The sequence below is a fragment of the Arthrobacter sp. JZ12 genome (genome assembly GCF_035189165.1).
Taxonomy (GTDB): domain Bacteria; phylum Actinomycetota; class Actinomycetes; order Actinomycetales; family Micrococcaceae; genus Arthrobacter_D.
Genome location: NZ_CP045246.1, coordinates 531,987 through 549,626 on the forward strand (window position 1 = coordinate 531,987; position 17,640 = coordinate 549,626).

Consider the following 17,640-nt stretch of genomic DNA (forward strand, 5'->3'; position numbering starts at 1 on the left):
GAGTCCAGGACTCCGGAACTACTCCCCTTCGCAGATACCCATGCTACCCGCTTCCACCGGCGCAGCCGGACAAAGCCTGCCTTCGGGAACCCACCAGGCGCTGTACTGGCTACGATGAGTCGGTGGACAGCTCACCCAGTACGAACGAAAACGGCCGACGCGGACTCGCAGCGCGGCTGCTGCGCGGGGGAAGCGAGCCGGATCCCCGGTTCACGCTGGCGAACGAGCGCACGTTCCTGGCCTGGATCCGTACCTCCCTGGCATTGATGGCGGGCGGGATCGCCGTGGAGGCCTTCACCACGGACATCTTTGTTCCCGAGATGCGTGCCACCCTGGCCGTCCTCCTGCTGCTGCTTGCCATGATCATCGCGTCCGTTGCCTGCTTCCGGTGGCTCAATGTGGAACGCGCGATGCGCCACGGAACGCCGCTGCCGCTGCCGTTCCTCGCTCCGTTGCTGGCCATCGGCGGCGCAGTCGCGGCCGCCGTCGTCATTGTTTTTGTACTTCTGCGGCTGAGCTGACATGTCCGTAGTCACCCGGGATCCGGGCCTGCAGCCCGAACGGACGTCGCTGGCATGGGGGCGAACGATGACTGCGATGGTGGCGGCCAGCCTGCTGTTCCTGCGCTGGGTGCCGACCCACGGGTGGTTCGCAGGGATCCTGGTGCTGACGGCGCTCGCCGCAGCAATGGGGATCTATGTCAGCCAACGCGTGAGGTATGCGCGGAGCGTTGCGGGAGTGTCGCGCGGCCAGGTCAAGGCCGATGTCTTCGCTGTTCTCTGTACCTCTGCTGTGGTGTTCGTCCTGGGCGGACTGGGCATCTACACAGTCCTGTTCCTGCCGCTGTAGGTGTGTTCCAAGCATGGTCTAGGCATGTTCCGGCCGGTGCGGTGCTCCGCGTAGGGTAGGAAGGGATCCCCTTCCGACAGCGCATGTCCTTCTCAGTGTGCCCTGCAACAGCATGCCCCCTACGAACCGCGAGGAAGAAGAGCCGGTGGAATACCGACGCGATATCAGCCCAGAACAGAGCCAATCGAGTCCCTGGCGGGACGGCCTCGGCCGCGCCAGCATCCGCAGCGCCCAACTGCTCCTTCTCATCACAGTGATTGTGGTGTCTATTTTTGGGCTTATCCAGATCCGGCTGGTGGTCATCCCGCTGTTGCTGGCTCTGATCCTTGCTGCCGCCATCGGGCCGCTCGTCAATATGCTGCGCCGCCGGGGCTGGCCGAGTGCCCTTGCGACGGCGTCGTCCTTCCTCCTGCTGCTGGTGGTGCTCGGCGCGGTGGTCACCTTGATCGTGGTCGCGGTGCGAAGCCAGCTTGACGAGCTGATTCAGCGCGCCAACGAGGGCTTCGGGCAGATCGACGACTTCATCCGAACGGGTCCCATACCGATCGACCAGGGACAGATTGAGGAAGCCCGGCAGTCCATCATCGATTTCGCAACAAGCTCGGCCGTTGGAACCACTGCCCTCACCGGCGTCACCGCGGCAGGGGAATTCCTCACCGGTGCCGTGCTGATGCTGGTCATCCTCTTCTTCTTCCTGAAGGACGGCGACCGGATCTGGAGCTTCCTGCTGCGCGGATTCCGGGGCGAGCGGCTGCGCCGGGCACAGCGGATGGGGCACCGGAGCCTTGCGGTTCTCGGCGGCTACGTCCGCGGGACCGCAATCATTGCCCTCGTGGACTCTGTGTTCATCGGTATCGCACTGCTGATCCTCGGTGTTCCCCTTGCTATCCCTCTTGCCGTGATCGTGTTCATCGGTTCCTTTGTTCCGCTGGTCGGAGCCTTCGTCGCCGGCGGACTTGCCGCACTCGTGGCGCTGGTCGCCAACGGTCCCTTCGTGGCACTGATGGTGATCATCGTCGTCGTGGTGGTGAACCAGCTCGAGGGCAACTTCCTTCAGCCCGTTGTGATGGGACGCTCCCTGAACATCCACGCGCTGGTGATCCTCCTCGCCCTGACCGCCGGAACCATCCTGGCCGGTATCACCGGCGCCATCCTGGCAGTGCCGGTTGCCGCCGTCGTCTGGGCTGCAATCAAGGCCTGGCATGAGGACGAACCGAAGCCCGTTGATGCCGAGCCGACGCCGGAAACAGGCGGCGACGCGCACCAGCTGACGGTGAAGGAAACCACGTAGGCTGGAGTCGCGCGATCCGGGGGCACCCACGTCTGAGGCCTCCCATGCGCTTGGACCCTGCAGCGGAAGGACCGGACGTTGAAGGCTTTGCCAGTAGAACCGAGCAACGCGCCGGTCGCGATCGGTTCGCGCATCCGGTCCGCGCGGCAGGCCCAGCGTATGACCATCGAGCAGGTTGCCGATTCGACCGGGCTCACCAAGGGGTTTCTCAGCCGGGTGGAGCGTGACCTGACATCGCCGTCGGTGGCATCCCTGGTAACGCTGTGCCAGGTGCTGTCCATCTCGATCGGTGATCTTTTCACGGCTCCGGAAACGCATGTGACCAGGCTCGACGAAGCCCCGAAGGTGAGCCTGGGCGGCGAGGGAATCAACGAACGCCTGCTGACCGCACGTTCCGAGCGGCGGCTCCAGATGATCCGTGCCGTCATCGAGCCGAACGGCCGGGGCGAGCAGGACCTCTATTCAGTCGATTGCGAGGTGGAGACCCTGCACATCATCGCCGGACGCTTCGAACTGATCTTCTCCAACGAGCGCTACGAGCTTGAGGCCGGTGACACCATCACCTTCCCGGGACGCGAACCGCACACCTGGATCAATCCCACGGACCAGGAAGCAGTAGTCCTCTGGACACTGGTTCCGGCGGCCTCACGCGGCTGATTCCTGCCTTACCGGGATACCAAGTCGGCTTATGGAATACTGACGAACGACGGCGGTCCAGACCGGACCGCGGCCCTGTGACCAGAATTCGCGGTCGGCGGCGCCTGCGCCCCCGACTTCGCTGCCTCACAGATCCGCCCGCGCCGACGATGGCGCGCTAGTTTGTGAAGGGACTGAAGCAATGAAGACTTCTCGGACCGCCGCAGCGTTTGCGGCGGCTACTACCATCGCACTGACGGCCACTGCATGCGGCGGAGGCGGCGGAGGAACTCCCGACAACGGTGAAGAGGTTGACTACGGGGCAGCGCTTTCGGGAACCATGACCACCGGCGGCTTCACCCTCGGTGACGAGGTTGCCACTTCCCGCGCTGACTTCGCCACGGCAGCCCTCGAGGAGGACGGCGTCGAGGTCCAGATCAACGAGGGCAACTTCGATCCGCAGCGCTTCGCGGCGCAGGCCGCGAGCGGAAGCCTTCCCGACCTGGTGGTCATGGACCGCCAGTACGTTGCCACCTACGCAGCCCGCGGACTCATCGAACCGGTCGACCAGTGCTTCACGACGCACAACGTGAACGCCGAAGAACACTACTATCCCGCCGTCCTGCAGGATGTGACCTACAACGACCAGATGTACGGCATTCCGCAGTTCTGGCAGCCCTGGGCGATCATCACCAACAACCGGGTCATGGAAGAAGCCGGCGTCACTGTTGAGGATCTGGACACCTCCAACCCGGACGGCGTCCTTGCCGCAGCCGAGTCCATGTACGCGGCGGACGGCGACACACCCACCCGTCTCGGTTTCGATCCGCAGATGCCCTCGCAGGCACCGGTCTGGTTCGCGGCCTTCGGCGGCAGGATCATGGACGAGACAGGCAAGCCCACCCTTGACGACCCCGCCAACGTGGAAGCACTGACGTGGCTCAAGTCCATCTACGACGCCCAGGGCGGATACGAACCCGCCTACAGCTTCAGCCAGACCTGGGATTTCTTCGGCGAGAACAACCAGTTCGTGGCCGATCAGGTGGGCGCCGGACTGTACGCCCAGTGGTACCCGAATGTCCTGTCGGATTTCGCGGACCAGCTTGAGGTGTCCGGGACACCGCTGCGGAACCAGGACGGCGACCCGATCGCTGTGGCGGGCGGCCAGTCCTACGTCATCCCGACCGGTGCCAAGAACAAGGCCGCGGCCTGCAAGTGGGCGGTCTCCAACACCTCCGACGAGGCGTGGATGGCGGCGGCAGAAGCCCGCGTGCAGGGGCTCGAAGAGGGCGGGATGTTCACCGGTATCTTCACAGGCTCTAAGACCGCGGACCAGATGATCCGGGACGAGTACCTCCAGCCCACCGGCAATGAGGGCTTCGATCAACTGATCGACTCCTACTACCAGGCGCTGGAGAACGGTGTACCGCTTGGATCCTCCCCGGCCGGCCTGGAGATCCAGACCGAGCTCCAGAACGCCATGGCCCCAGCCATGTCCGGAGACAAGACAGTGGAGGAAGCGCTGGGAGACGCACAGGCTGCGGCCATGCTGGTGTACGAGCAGGCGACCGCCGGCGCCCAGTAACGCGCGCGTCGTCGTACGCGTCCAGCGCCGCGCGCGAAAGGAGGGTGGGACCCACACGGGTCCCACCCTCCTTCTTTGCGTTCATTTCGCAGGACACATCCCGTATGACGCTGCATAAGGGGTGTGTCCTGCCAACTCAACGCGGGTGGGATCAGCCCTTGCGGCCCTGGCCCGCGAGCCCCTCGATGAAGTAGCGCTGGCCGAAGGCGAAGAGGATCAGCATCGGCAGCGTGACCAGCAGGGCGGCTGTCATGACGTACTGGTAATCCGCCTGGCCGCCCGAGGTGGGACTGAACAGCGACATGGCGTAGGAGATGCCGAGCGGGACGGTGAATTCGGACGGGTCGCCGAAGTTCAGGTAGATCAGGGGAGCCTGCAGGTTGTTCCAGCTGGCCTGAAACTCGAAGATGAACACGATGATGAAGGACGGAATGGACAGCGGCATCGCTATCCGCCAGAACAGGCCGAAGTAGCTGCAGCCGTCAATGCGGGCCGCCTCGAAGATATCCCGCGGGAGCCCGAGGAAAAACTGCCGCTGCAGGAAGATGTAGAACGCTGAGCCGAACAGGTTCGCGCCCCACAGCGGAACCGTGGTGCCCAGGAAGCCGAGTTCCTTCCAGATCAGGTAAGTGGGAATCATGGTGACGGCGCCGGGCAGCATCATCGTTCCCAGCACCAGCCCGAACAGCAAATTCCGGAACGGGAAGCGGAAGTAGGCGAACCCGAATGCGACGAGCGAACTGGAGAACGTCACCAGGCCCGCCGCGAGCAGCGCAATGATGATGCTGTTGGACATCCAGGAGAGCAGGGGCAGTTGCTGCCAGACCTCCACGTAGTTGTCGAACACCCAGACGTCGGGGATGAGCCGGTTGTCGAAGACGTCCTGCCGCGGCTTGAAACTCGCGGCGAGCAGCCAGACGAACGGGTAAAGGAAGAGGGCTGAAAAGCCGAGCAGGAGAGCCCAGAGGATTATCCGACCGACGACGCTGCGCGGCTTGTACCAGGGAAAGGACGGGGTGGGATTGGCCGCGGACTTCCTTCTCGGGTCTGATTCGACGACCGCCTGCGGCTGTGAATTGATGACCGATGCCATGCTTACCGTCCCCCCTCGTAGTAGACGAACTTGTTGCCGAAGCGGACCTGGAAGATCGTGATCAGGAGGATGATGACGAAGAGAAGCCACGCGATGGCGGCGGCGAATCCCATGTTGAACTGCTGGAAGGCCTGCTGGAACAGGTACACGCCGACGAAGAGGGCGGCGTCCGGCGACCCGCTCTGGGTGTCGCGGTAGAAGAGCAGGAACGCCTGGTCGAACACCTGCAGCGCCGCGATGGTCAGGACGATCGTGCAGAAGAACAGCGCATTGGAGATCATGGGCAGGGTCACGGAGAAGAACTGTCGGACCGAGCCGGCGCCGTCGAGCGCTGCTGCCTCGTAAAGGTCCTGCGGAACGTTCTTCAACGCGGCCAGCAGGATCAGCATGGTTCCGCTGACGCTCCACAGGCCGATGATGATGATGGACGGTTTCATCCAGTCGGGGTCGATAAGCCACTGCGGCCCGTCAATGCCGAACCAGCCGAGGAAGGTGTTGATGGCGCCTGAGTTGCCGTTGAGGAGCAGCAGGAAGATGGACGCTGCGGCCACGGACGGCGTCATCTTCGGCAGGTAGTAGATGATGCGGAAGATGCCTGCGCCACGGTCGGGAATCCGATGCAGGAGGTAGGCGAGCAGCAGGGCGAAGCAGATCTCGAGCGGCACCGAAAGGACGGCGTAGTACAGGGTGTTGCCGAGGGAGGTCAGGACCTTCGGGTCCTCCAGCAGCAGCTCGTAGTTCCGAATACCCACGGGTGTGGCGGTGTCGGTGGAGAGGTCGTAATTGGTGAAGGAGATGACGAGGCTGTAGATCATGGCGCCGAGCGTGAAGACCAGGAAGCCGATCACCCAGGGCAGGATGAACAGGTATCCCGCCCTCGCCTCACTGTTGAACGGTTCCTTGATCCAGCCGGGGCGTTTCTGCCGTCTCTTCCGGTGGGATTCGATCGCTGTGGCCACGCTGCACCTCCTTCATGTTCGGCGGGTTGCTTGGAACAAGAGTAGGCCATAAGCCTGCTTTGCTTGCCGTATGGATCTTCCAATTGGCGAGCCGATGGGCTATACGCGGATTGTGCAGTCACGGTAGCCTGAGCGCGGATTCCCAAACGTCAGGAGCACCCGTGGACTGGACCCTGGAAGTTGTGATTGTGCCGGTGAGTGACATAGCCCGGTCGATCGAGTTCTACCGTGACAAGGTGGGTTTCGCGCAGGATTTCGAGACCGACGCCGGTGGCATGCACTTCACGCAGCTGACTCCGCGCGGGTCGGGCTGCTCGATAGTGTTCGGCAACGGTCCGGGCATGAATGCGATGCAGCCCGGCACCCTGAAGGGACTGCAGTTGGTGGTGTCGGACGTCAACGCCGCCCGCGAGGAGCTGCAGGGCCGCGGGGTGGAAGTCAGTGACATCAACGTCCTCGACGAGCGCGACGGCGGCACCTTCTTCGGCTTCGATGATCCGGATGGCAATTCCTGGGCGGTGCAACAGATCAAGGCCCGGGCAGAGAAGCCGCTGCTTCCACGGTCCTAGCTGTTCTCCTGTTTCAGCTTGCGCCAGCCTCCGGCGCGGTTGTTGGCGATATCTGCCGAAACATGGTCAGCAGCGCCGGGGCATTCACGGAATCTCCCTCGTAAAAAGCAACGGTTCGGGCGGTCTTGTTGTCGTGGCCTCCTGTGATGATGCCTTCCGGATCAGGCACTATCGCGCCGTCGTACAGGAAGACGTTCAGATGGTCTTTCGTCGTGAGGAAGGCACAGATGTTCCCCCTCAGCACGAAGTAGGGCTGCACCGTCCGCTTGATGGTCTCCTCGACCTCCGGATCAGCCGCGTGCACCAGGTCACGCACTTCGGCGGCAATGTCCCGCTGCCACTCCGCCAGCGAAGCCAGGTAGGCGTCGACTCTTGCGTCCTTGAGGTACGGCATTCCGCCCTCCTGAAGAGTTGCATAACGGGCGAGTGTCCCGGTTTGCCCGCTTTCTAGCGCGTTGTGGCCACTATTGTGCTGCTGCAGACACCCGGCGTCGAGCCTGCTGCGCAGTTCGGCCAGGAGAAGTTGAGCAGACTGGCCCGGGTGCCTTCCGCCTTGACGGGGACCCCACCCAGAAGTAGCGTTTTGAAAACACTTGATTCCTATAAGGAAACGACTGTGCGTGTGCACCGGTCGCTGAAGGAGACTCATGGAAGAGCTGCGCGTAACAGCCGGCGACAAGCTGGGCCCGATCGACTCGGCCCGCATTCCGCGCTTCGCCGGAGCGGCCACCTTCGCGCGCCTCCCGCGGCTGGATCAGGTGCCGAGGGCGGACATCGCCGTCGTCGGTGTGCCCTTCGATTCAGGCGTCTCCTACCGGCCCGGCGCCCGCTTCGGGGCCAACCATGTCCGCGAGGCGTCCCGGCTCCTGCGCCCGTACAATCCGGCGCTGGACATCTCGCCCTTCGAGCGGGTCCAGGTGGCCGACGCCGGAGACATGGCCGTAAATCCCTTCAACATCCATGAAGCCTTGGACACCATCCAGCAGAATGCCCTGGATCTAACGCACGACGGCGCCCGCCTGGTCACGCTCGGCGGTGACCACACGATTGCCCTGCCTCTGCTGCGCGCGGCTTCGGAGCGGGCCGGGGCACCCGTCGCGCTGCTGCACTTCGATGCCCACCTTGATACCTGGGATACCTACTTCGGCGCCGAGTACACGCACGGCACTCCGTTCCGCAGGGCTGTGGAGGAAGGGATCCTGGACACGGAGGCCATCTCGCACGTCGGCACGCGGGGGCCGCTGTACGGCGTGAAGGATCTTGAGGACGACCGGCGGTTCGGCTTCGGCATCCACACCTCCTCGGATGTGTTCCGGCATGGCGTGGACGAGACCGTTGCGCGGCTCCGCGACAGGATCGGCAACCGGCCGTTGTACGTCTCCATCGACATCGATGTCCTCGATCCCGCGCACGCACCGGGCACCGGCACTCCCGAAGCCGGCGGACTCACCAGCCGGGAGCTGCTCGAGATCCTCCGCGGCCTGCGCGGCCTGAACATGATCGGTGCCGACGTCGTGGAAGTTGCTCCCGCCTACGATCATGCCGAGCTCACCGGCGTGGCGGCCTCGCATGTGGCCTACGATCTGGTGAGTCTGATGGCCTATGAAATCTCGACTGAATTCTCAACCGGAAAGAGCGCTGATGCAGTCCGTTGAAAGCGACGCGACCGTTCCTCCGCAGCCGGTCTCGGGCCAGCGCAACGGCGGAGACCTCGTCATAGAAACGCTGACCGCACTGGGTGCGACCACCGTCTTCGGCATCCCAGGCCAGCACGCCCTCGGGCTCTTTGACGCTCTCTCCCGCTCCAGCCTGCAGTTCGTCTCAAGCCGGGTCGAAAACAACTCAGCCTTCGCCGCCGACGGATTTTCCCGCGCCACCGGAGAGGTCGGCGTCCTCTTCCTCTCCACAGGACCCGGGGCGCTCACCTCGCTCGCCGGCCTCCAGGAGGCCTACGCCACCGGTGTCCCGATGATCGTCATCGCAAGCCAGATTCCGCTCGAGGGCCTGGGCGCACGGCGGAAGGGCATGCTCCACCAGCTCGATGACCAGAAGGCGTCGGCCGCCAACGTCACCAAAAGCCAGCGGCTGATCCAGCACGCTTCGGGCATCCCTTCAGCCATCCAGGACGCGTGGACGGAAGCGGTGTCCTCCCCCCAGGGACCCGTCTGGGTGGAGGTTCCGCAGAACGTGCTGCTGGACCCCGTCGTCGTGCCGCGGGTGGAGGACGCGCTCGCTGAGCCGTTCGACAATCCGCCCCGGGTGGAACTGGTGCGGGAAGCGGTGAAGTGGCTGTCAGAAGCCCGGCGTCCGGTGATTGTGGCCGGGGGAGGCACCCGTCGCGGCAAGGCCGAGAAGGAGCTGCTGTCCCTGGCTGAGAAGCTCGACGCTCCCGTGCTCTGCACGCCCGGCGGCAACGGCGCTTTCCCCTGGAACCATGAGCTGTCGCTGCAGTCGTGGGTGGAGGACCGCTACGTCACCGAGGTCCTCGAGGACGCCGACGTCCTGCTGGTGATCGGTTCCTCGCTCGGTGAAGTGACGTCGAACTACTTCACCCTCGAGCCTCGCGGCCGGATCATCCAGATCGACGCCGAACCCCGCGTCCTGGAATCCAACCGGCCAGCGCTCGGCATCCGTGCCGACGCCGGCCAGGCACTCGCCGCGCTCGATGCGGCGTTGCAGCCGGTCGAGCGCCGCACTGGCAATTACGACCCGCGCAAGCTCGTCGCAGACACCCTCGCCAAGGTTCAGGCCCGGCTCGACGCGCAGGACCTGGGCAAGGAACGCCGCTTCATGGCCGACATCCGCGCCGCCGTTCCGGACGACATGCAGACCTTCTGGGACATGACCATCGCCGCGTACTGGGGCTGGAGCTGCTGGGACTCCCGCGACGGTCAGTTCCACTCCGCCCAGGGTGCCGGTGGCCTCGGCTACGGTTTCCCCGGCGCCATCGGTGGTGCCGTCGGCCTGGCTTCGAAGGGCCTGCCCGCGCGCGTGCTGGCCGTGTCCGGCGATGGCTCTGCCATGTACTCCATCTCGGAACTGGCCACTGCCCGGCAGCACAATCTTCCAGTCACCTGGCTGATTGTCGACGACGGCGGCTACGGCATCCTGCGCGAATACATGGAGGGCGCGTTCGGCAAGGCGACCGCTACGGAGCTGGCGCGACCGGACTTCGTGAAGCTCGCCGAGTCGTTCGGCGTGCCGGCCGTCCGCGTCGAGCCGCAGGATGTGCGGCAGGCGCTGGAGGAGGGTTTCGCCGCCGAGGGTCCCAACGTCGTCGTGGTGGAGACGCTGCTGAAGCTTTTCGCACCGACGCACCTGTAGGTTAGGGGCAAGTCCTACGTCCCAACCATCGAGGATGCCCGTGTTTGATCTGCGCGAACTGGACCGACCCATCATTGGAGCGCCGATGGCGGGAGGCCCTTCAACTCCGGAGCTGGCAGCTGCGGTGACCGACGCAGGAGGGTTGGGCTTCCTGGCGGCGGGATACCGGTCGCCCGGGAACCTCGAGGATCAACTGGGCAGGGTGCGCGAGCTCACCGCCGGGCCCGTCGGCGTGAACCTCTTTGTGCCCGACTCACTTGAACCGGATCCGGAAGACGTTGCGCGCTACTCGAACTCGCTGCGTGCTGAAGCGTCAGCGCTGGGCGTGGAGGTAGGCGCTGCCCGGAACGACGACGACGGCTGGCACGCCAAGCTCGAACTGGTCCTCGATGCCCGGCCCGAGGTTGTGTCCTTCACCTTCGGCTGCCCAGAAAGCCGCGTGCTCGCGACACTGGCGCAGGCCGGCATCCTGCCGATGGTCACCGTCACTACGGGGGAAGAGGCGCAGCAGGCGGTTGCCGCAGGAGCGCGGGCGCTGGCTGTCCAGGGGCCCGACGCCGGCGGCCACCGCGGCGCGTTCGACCAGCGGACAATACCCACCGATCGGCCGCTCGCCGACACGCTTACCGAAATTCGCTCGCAGACCGCTGTCCCGCTCGCGGCGGGTGGGGGAGTGTCCGGACCGGACGACGTCGTACGTCTCCTCGGCCTCGGCGCTGACGCGGTCCAGGTGGGCACCCTCCTGCTGACGGCCGACGAAGCGGGCACCAACCCGCTGCACCGGGCCGCGCTCACGGACGGGCGGTTCGCAGAGACCAGCCTCACGCGCGCCTACACCGGCCGCTTCGCCCGGGGCCTGACAAACAGGTTCATACGGGAGCACGCGGACGCGCCGGCCGGCTACCCACACCTGCACTACGTGACGGCGCCTCTGCGGGCTGCGGCGATTACCGCGGGCGACGCCGACATCGCGCATCTGTGGGCGGGCACCGGTTTCGCCTCGGCACGCCCGGAGCCGGCGGCGGCTATGGTGGAGCGGCTGAGTCCTACGCGTTAAGCGCAGGTTCCGTCGACTCCCGCGCCATGACCTTGAACTGCGTAACCAGTTCGCGCGGCTCCGGATTCGCGGTGCCCTTGATGCGCTCCATGAGCACCCGGATCGCGGTTTCGGCAATCTCCTCGCGTCCGGGATTCACGCTGCTCAGGGTGGGAATGGAGTAACGGGTTTCCTCCAGGTCATCGAATCCGATGACGGCGACGTCGCCCGGGATGCGCAGACCAGCTTCCTGCAGGACGCGCATGGCACCCTGCGCCAGGGTGTCATTGAGGCCGAAGACGGCGTCGAACTCCACGCCGCTGTCCAGCAGGCGGTGCATCGCCTCGGCACCGTCGGCTCGGTGCCAGGTGCCGACGTAGGCGACGAGCGCGTCGTCGTACTCCATGCCCCGCGCGGCGAGCGCTTCCTGGTAGCCCTGGAGGCGGAAGGCGGCCGAACCGATGACCTCACCCTCGTGCGCTCCGACCACCGCTATGCGGCGTCGCCCGATGTCCAGCAGGTGCTCGGTGGCTGCGCGGGCGCCTTCGATGTTCTGCATGGTGACGTGGTCGCTGCTGCTGGAGAAGATTCGTTCACCGAGCAGGACCATGGGCACTTCAGCCTTAACCAGTGCAGCGTCCTCCTCGCCGAGTCCCAGCGGGCTGAAAATCAGCCCGTCCGACATGCGAAGGCGTGGGCTCCGAAGCACTTCAAGTTCGACGTCGCGTTCACCGCTGGTCTGCTCGATGAGCACCACCAGCCCCCGGGCGGAGGCCGCGGTGAGTACGGCGTCGGCCAGTTCAGCGAAGTAGGGGAGCCGGAGTTGCGGCACGGCTAGGGTGATCGCGCCGGTCTGTCCTGATCGCAGGCTCCGCGCCGTGAGATTGGGCCGGTAGCCCAGCTGAGCGATGGCCTGCTCCACGCGTTCACGCGTTGAGGGCCGGACGTTGGGGTGGTGGTTGATGACATTGGACACCGTCTTGAACGAGACCCCGGCCACCTGGGCCACATCGTGCAGGGTCGCTGCCATGCTGTGTCCTTTTCGTGTAACTGTCTTGTGTAAGCAATTGCGAGCTGCCGGTGGGACACGCTTCAACGTGTCCCACCGGCAGGATATAACTTCGACGCCGCGTCAGCGGTTGCCCGGTGCCCTCACTTCGAGGGCAACCGGCTCGATTTCGGTGCTGCCGTGCGCGTTCGAGAACACAGCCCGCACCAGCAGCCCGTCCTGATCGGCACTCAGGTGCTTGAGGGTCAGCTCGGAGCGGCGTGCGCCGTCTCCCGAGTTCAGGGTGCGCGGTTGTTCCGCGACGCGCTGCCAGGTGGCGCCGTCGTCGGACGAGATCTCCCACTCTGCCACCGGGGCGGGTGTGCCCGTCGCCTCTGCTCGGAAGGTAGCCTTCCCGCCGACGACGGCGGAGTCCGCCTCAGGTGCGATCGTCACCTCGGGCAGGTTGACCGTCTGGTTGAACTCGGGCCAGCCGTCAACCCAATTGATCTTCTGCAGGCCGAGGGTAGGGAAGAACGGAATGTCCTCGTTGGCGCCGTCGTAATAGTGGAAGGCGAGGTAGTCGCCGAAGACCGACTGCCCGCCCGGACCCTTGACCGCGCCGTGGTCACCCAGGACCACGGTTCCGCCGCCTCCGAACATGTCGCGGCCGTCCTTGTCCAGGTACGGGCCCTTGACCGACTTCGAGCGGCCCACCGCGATCTTGTAGGTGGAATCACCGCCCCGGCAGCAGGAATCGAAGGAGACAAAGAGGTAGTAGTAGTCGCCCATCTTCGTGATGTAGGGAGCCTCAATGGGGTTGCCCGGCATGAAGCGGTCGGCAATGTTCACGGTCTGTGACTGCCAGTTCTCCACGGGCTTGCCGCTCGGCCACTCAATCGGCACCAGGAAGATGCCGTACCAGAAGGAGCCGATGGCCATGTAGGGCTTGCCGTCCTCGCCCTCGACGATGCCGGCGTCGATGGCGTTGAACGTCTTGCCCGGGTTATTGGGGTCCAGTCCAGTGGCGGGGGAGGAGACGACGAGGCCCTGGTCGACCCACTCGTAGTCCGGATCATTCGGGTCAAGCGTGGTGTTCGTAGCCAGCGCCGTCAGGGAGTTGCTGCCGCCGAACCGGGAGGCCGAGTAGTACAGGTAGTAGGTGCCGTCATGCTCGTAGATTTCCGGTGCCCAGAGGTTTCCGGGGAGCTCACCGTCGGAGAAGTGCTCGTCGATCCAGGCGGGAATCTGATCCCAGACGGTACCGGTGTACTCCCAGGTGGTGCCCTCGTCGTGCGAGGACCAGATCTGAATGGTTCCACCGTTCTCGCGGTTGATCAGGCCGGTGGAGTAGACGTACCAGGTGCCGTCGTCGTCGATGATGAGGGCCGGGTCATGGATGGGGGAGGTCTCACCGACCACGGACTTGCCGCCGGGAAGGTCCTGGGTGAAGGGGGTGCCCTGGGCTGTCCAGGTGCCGGAGGAGTTTTGGGTTGCGTTCGCCTGGACAGCCGGAGCTGTTGCAGTGCCCGTGAAGATCAGGCCGAGGCTGATTCCAACGGCGGCGGTTGCTTTAGGCAGGCGGTTACGGAGAAGGCTCAGGGGTGATCGTGACGTCGTCATCACGGTCCTTTCCTTGGAGAGGCATTCGGGGAAGGTGCTGCTTACGCTTTACAACGTTGAAATATCGCACGCATCACGGAGGCCGTCAAGGGAGTGGGTGCGGCGATAGGGCAACGGCCAACCGTTAGCGGAAGAATGCCAACGGTTGGCGTTTCGGCTATCGCCGACGATTCCTGGCGGGCGGGGGGAGCACTCCACAGGCCCCGTCGAAATATTTCGCTCGGGGGTGTTGACGCTCGAATGTGATCTATGCCATTCTCTTTTGCAACGTTGTAATCAACGTTGTAACTCCGGCCCCCACCTCCTCCTCCAGCGGCCGTCTACAACCACTAACCGGAAGGACCACGTGATGATGAAGTCACGTTCCATCGCCAAGACCATCGCGGCTGCTGCTGCGGCAGGCCTGCTCCTCAGCGGATGCGCCGCCGGAGCCGGCAGCAACGACGGCGATAACACCCTCACGTTCATGTACCGTGGCGGGCCCGACGACAAGAAGGCCTACGAACAGGCTGTGGCCCAGTTCGAGAAGGACAACGGGGTGGAGGTCGAGATGATCCAGACCACCGCCGATCAATACAGTACCAAGCTCAAGGCCGCCATCTCCGGTCGCCAGATCCCGGATGTCTTCTACATCAGCCCCGGCGAGGTCCAGGCCTACGTGAAGAACGGCATCATCAAGGACATCACGGAGCATGTCGAGAATGCGGAAAACATCGACCTGGACAACATCTGGGATTACGGGGTTGACAGCTACCGGTTCGACGGCGAACTCAGCGGCCAGGGTGCCATCTACGCACTTCCCAAGGACGTTGGCCCGTTCTCCTTCGGCTACAACAAGACGATGTTCGAGGAAGCCGGAATTCCGCTGCCGGATCCCGAGAAGCCCTACACCATGGAGGAGTTCGTCGAGGTTGCCAAGCAGCTCACCAAGGACACCAACGGCGACGGCAAGCTGGATCAGTGGGGTACCGGCCTCAATGTGACCTGGAACCTGCCGGCGTTCGTCTGGTCCAACGGCGGCGACTGGTTGAACGAGGACCGCACCAAGGTCACCATCGACACTCCCGAATTCACCGAAGCGCTGCAGTGGTTCGCTGACCTGCAGAATGTCGAGAAGGTCACTCCGTCAGCCGGTGAAGCGCAGACCCTGGATACCTACCAGCGCTGGATGAAGGGCGAGATCGGTTTCTTCCCTGTCGGCCCGTGGGACCTCTCCACCTACGAAACCCTGCCCTTCGAGTACGACCTGATTCCGTACCCGGTCGGTGCAACCGGTGAGCCTGCCACCTACACCGGAACCCTGGGCATTGCGGTGTCCAACGCCAGCAAGCTCCCCGAGGAAGCAGCCAAGCTGGCCACCTACCTCTCCGCGAATGAGGAAGCACAGCAGACGCTGACGGATGCGGGCGTACAGATCCCCAACCTCGAAGACAAGGCTGAGGAGTGGGCCGCTGATGAGAGCACCAAACCTGCTAACAAGGCTGAGTTCCTCCAGGTTGTCCGCGAGTACGGCCGTCCGCTCCCGAGCGAATTGACCTACAACGCCGAGTGGTACGACGAGTTCTTCACCAATATCCAGCCGGTGCTGGACGGCAAGAAGACCGCCGCCGAGTACGTCAAGGAAGCGCAGCCGAAGATGCAGCAGTTCCTCGATGCGGCGAACCAGCAGGCAGGGATCGGCGGCTAGGAGCCGACCGCCTGCAAGCTGACCCAGACAGGGTGCCGCGGCCGAGGACGAGCCGGCCGCGGCACCCCCTTCCAGCCAGGCAACGCCAGGCGCCCATAACCGCTCTTGAATCAACGAGGATTTCAGATGTCCACTTCCACGCGCCGACCCCGGCTCCACCGGCAGGAGCACCTGACTGCGCTGGCGTTCGTTGCCCTTCCGGTCATCGGGTTTCTGCTCTTCACGCTCTACCCGATGTTGTTCTCGATCTACGCCTCCTTCACCGACTGGAACGGGCTAACCGCTCCCGTCTTCAGCGGCCTGGACAACTACATCGCGATGTTCCAGGATCCCTACTTCCTGGAGGCGATGTACAACACGTTCTACCTCATGATCGGCATTCCGATCGGCCTCGTGATCTCCCTTGCGCTGGCCCTGGCGATGAACCGGAAGATGCGTGGTTCCACGTTCTTCCGCACCGTCTACTACGTTCCCGTTATCTCGTCCATCGCCGCCGTGGCAATCCTCTGGCAGTGGGCGTTCAACGGAGACTTCGGCCTAATCAACCAGACACTGGCTCTGGTGGGCATCGATGGGCCGAACTGGCTTCAGGACGCCAACATGGTGAAGCCGGCGCTGATCATCATGGCCATCTGGAAGGGCCTTGGATTCTCGATGCTCCTCTATTTGGCAGCGTTGCAGTCGGTGCCCCGCCACCTCTATGAAGCTGCGGCTCTCGACGGCGCCGGCGCCTGGCAACAGTTCCGCCACATCACCGTTCCGATGGTTCGTCCGGTGACGTTCTTCCTGGTGGTGACCAGCGTCATCGCGGGCTCCCAGGTCTTCGTCGAAATCGACATCATGACCCCCACGGGCGGCCCGGAGTTCTCCTCCGCCACCATCGTTTGGTACATCTGGCAGAAGGCCTTCGACAACCTGCAGATGGGATACGCATCAGCGATGTCTGTGGTCCTCGGCCTCATGGTGTTCCTCATTACCTTCATCCAGTTCCGGCTCAACCGCCGCAACCAGTTCTCGATTGACTGAGGCAGGTCACCATGTCCTCCCAACGCGTTCTTCCTTCCCCGCCGCCGCTCAAGCCGGAATCCGGACTGCCCGGACGACGGTCCACACGTCCCGCGTCCGCTCCTGCAGATGCCGCCAATCCGCCGTCGGTCGCAGAGAAGCGGCACCGGCTCGGCAACATCCTCGTGACCGTCATCCTGTCGCTCGGTGCGGTCATCATGATCGCGCCGCTGCTCTGGACCTTCTCGACCTCGCTGAAGACCCGAGAAGGTGTCTTCTCCCTTCCGCCGCAGTGGATTCCCGACCCGTTCGTCTGGGATAACTACGTCCGGATCTGGACGGCGGGCCCGCTGCTCAGCGGCATCCAGAACAGCCTGATCATCGCGTGCACCGTGACCGTTGTGGGCACGCTCTTCTCGGCGCTGGCAGCGTTTGCCTTCGCCAAGATGCGCATGCCGTACAAGAATGTGCTGTTCCTCAGCCAGCTCGCCGCCCTGATGGTTCCGTTCCCCACGCTGATGATCCCGCAGTTCACCATGTTCGCCTCGATCGGCTGGGTGGATACGCTCCTGCCGCTGATCGTCCCCTTTATCTTCGGCAACATCATCATGATCTTCTTCCTGCGCCAGTACCTTTCATCGGTTCCGGATTCCATCATCGAGGCGGCCAGGATCGACGGCGCATCCTTCCTGCAGATCTTCTTCCGCCTGATCTTCCCGGTCATCAAGCCCGCCATCGCTGCTCAGTTCATCCTGTGGTTCATGGCGGTGTGGAACGACTACCTGGCCCCGATCATCTACCTGAACTCGCCCGAGGTGCAGACCCTGCAGCTGGTGATCGCGAACTTCAACGCCCAGTACGCCATCCAGACCGACTACCCGCTGATCATGGCCGCCTCGTTCGTGGCGCTGCTTCCGGTGCTCATTGTGTTCATTGTCTTCCAGCGCCAGATCATCGAGTCCATCGCGCTCACCGGATCGAAGGGCTAGGAGGCA

17 protein-coding genes are annotated in these 17,640 nt (G+C 64.1%); 12 read left to right on the forward strand and 5 right to left on the reverse strand.

The window, feature by feature from the left end; genetic code table 11:
- Window positions 1-122 precede the first annotated feature (122 nt).
- The 5 genes from GC088_RS02610 to GC088_RS02630 all read left to right on the forward strand — a co-directional run bounded on the left by GC088_RS02610 (window position 123) and on the right by GC088_RS02630 (window position 4,361).
- On the forward strand, window positions 123-521 hold the full coding sequence (locus GC088_RS02610) for a YidH family protein (protein WP_323960353.1): 399 nt from the start codon (window positions 123-125) through the stop codon (window positions 519-521).
- Between the two features lies 1 nt (window position 522).
- Window positions 523-849 (forward strand): DUF202 domain-containing protein, encoded by a 327-nt coding sequence (locus GC088_RS02615; RefSeq protein WP_323960354.1) that lies wholly within the window; start codon window positions 523-525, stop codon window positions 847-849.
- Window positions 850-961: 112 nt separating this feature from the next.
- Entirely contained in the window at window positions 962-2,140 is a 1,179-nt protein-coding gene (locus GC088_RS02620) for an AI-2E family transporter (RefSeq protein WP_323960355.1), read from the forward strand.
- Window positions 2,141-2,218: 78 nt separating this feature from the next.
- Complete coding sequence (locus tag GC088_RS02625; protein ID WP_323960356.1) at window positions 2,219-2,797, forward strand: cupin domain-containing protein; 579 nt, start codon at window positions 2,219-2,221, stop codon at window positions 2,795-2,797.
- A gap of 181 nt (window positions 2,798-2,978) precedes the next feature.
- Window positions 2,979-4,361: an extracellular solute-binding protein gene (locus GC088_RS02630; protein ID WP_323960357.1), complete on the forward strand. Its 1,383-nt coding sequence runs from the start codon at window positions 2,979-2,981 to the stop codon at window positions 4,359-4,361.
- Window positions 4,362-4,512: 151 nt separating this feature from the next.
- Here GC088_RS02630 and GC088_RS02635 read toward each other — a convergent pair whose 3' ends face one another.
- Together GC088_RS02635 and GC088_RS02640 are read right to left on the reverse strand one after the other, a co-directional pair.
- Window positions 4,513-5,454, reverse strand: coding sequence for a carbohydrate ABC transporter permease (locus GC088_RS02635; protein ID WP_323960358.1), 942 nt, complete (start codon window positions 5,452-5,454; stop codon window positions 4,513-4,515).
- A 2-nt stretch (window positions 5,455-5,456) separates the two neighbouring features.
- A complete protein-coding gene (locus tag GC088_RS02640) occupies window positions 5,457-6,359 on the reverse strand; it encodes a carbohydrate ABC transporter permease (protein WP_323961889.1) in 903 nt (300 codons plus the stop codon).
- 215 nt (window positions 6,360-6,574) lie between these two features.
- On the opposite strand from GC088_RS02640, the gene GC088_RS02645 reads away from it, so the two are divergent.
- Window positions 6,575-6,982, forward strand: coding sequence for a VOC family protein (locus GC088_RS02645; RefSeq protein ID WP_323960359.1), 408 nt, complete (start codon window positions 6,575-6,577; stop codon window positions 6,980-6,982).
- A 13-nt stretch (window positions 6,983-6,995) separates the two neighbouring features.
- Here GC088_RS02645 and GC088_RS02650 read toward each other — a convergent pair whose 3' ends face one another.
- Window positions 6,996-7,376 carry a DUF1801 domain-containing protein gene (locus GC088_RS02650; RefSeq protein ID WP_323960360.1) on the reverse strand — a complete coding sequence of 127 codons (381 nt, stop codon included), beginning with the start codon at window positions 7,374-7,376 and terminating at the stop codon, window positions 6,996-6,998.
- 253 nt (window positions 7,377-7,629) lie between these two features.
- On the opposite strand from GC088_RS02650, the gene speB reads away from it, so the two are divergent.
- From speB to GC088_RS02665, 3 genes are read left to right on the forward strand one after another with little or no spacing between them, the layout of a single operon-like run.
- Complete coding sequence (speB, locus tag GC088_RS02655) at window positions 7,630-8,637, forward strand: agmatinase (protein WP_323960361.1); 1,008 nt, start codon at window positions 7,630-7,632, stop codon at window positions 8,635-8,637.
- Window positions 8,624-10,306: a thiamine pyrophosphate-binding protein gene (locus tag GC088_RS02660; protein WP_323960362.1), complete on the forward strand. Its 1,683-nt coding sequence runs from the start codon at window positions 8,624-8,626 to the stop codon at window positions 10,304-10,306. The genes speB and GC088_RS02660 overlap by 14 nt, the downstream gene beginning before the upstream one ends.
- A gap of 34 nt (window positions 10,307-10,340) precedes the next feature.
- Window positions 10,341-11,363 (forward strand): nitronate monooxygenase, encoded by a 1,023-nt coding sequence (locus GC088_RS02665; RefSeq protein WP_323960363.1) that lies wholly within the window; start codon window positions 10,341-10,343, stop codon window positions 11,361-11,363.
- Here GC088_RS02665 and GC088_RS02670 read toward each other — a convergent pair.
- Both GC088_RS02670 and GC088_RS02675 read right to left on the reverse strand, forming a co-directional pair.
- Window positions 11,353-12,372: a LacI family DNA-binding transcriptional regulator gene (locus GC088_RS02670; protein WP_323960364.1), complete on the reverse strand. Its 1,020-nt coding sequence runs from the start codon at window positions 12,370-12,372 to the stop codon at window positions 11,353-11,355. The two genes, GC088_RS02665 and GC088_RS02670, sit on opposite strands and share 11 nt — an antisense overlap.
- Window positions 12,373-12,474: 102 nt before the next feature.
- On the reverse strand, window positions 12,475-13,953 hold the full coding sequence (locus GC088_RS02675) for an arabinan endo-1,5-alpha-L-arabinosidase (protein WP_323960366.1): 1,479 nt from the start codon (window positions 13,951-13,953) through the stop codon (window positions 12,475-12,477).
- Between the two features lie 349 nt (window positions 13,954-14,302).
- On the opposite strand from GC088_RS02675, the gene GC088_RS02680 reads away from it, so the two are divergent.
- The 3 genes from GC088_RS02680 to GC088_RS02690 all read left to right on the forward strand — a co-directional run bounded on the left by GC088_RS02680 (window position 14,303) and on the right by GC088_RS02690 (window position 17,634).
- Window positions 14,303-15,640, forward strand: a complete 1,338-nt coding sequence (locus tag GC088_RS02680; RefSeq protein ID WP_323960367.1) for an ABC transporter substrate-binding protein — start codon at window positions 14,303-14,305, stop codon at window positions 15,638-15,640.
- 126 nt (window positions 15,641-15,766) lie between these two features.
- Entirely contained in the window at window positions 15,767-16,666 is a 900-nt protein-coding gene (locus GC088_RS02685) for a carbohydrate ABC transporter permease (protein WP_323960368.1), read from the forward strand.
- A gap of 11 nt (window positions 16,667-16,677) precedes the next feature.
- Window positions 16,678-17,634 carry a carbohydrate ABC transporter permease gene (locus GC088_RS02690; protein ID WP_323960370.1) on the forward strand — a complete coding sequence of 319 codons (957 nt, stop codon included), beginning with the start codon at window positions 16,678-16,680 and terminating at the stop codon, window positions 17,632-17,634.
- Window positions 17,635-17,640 lie beyond the last annotated feature (6 nt).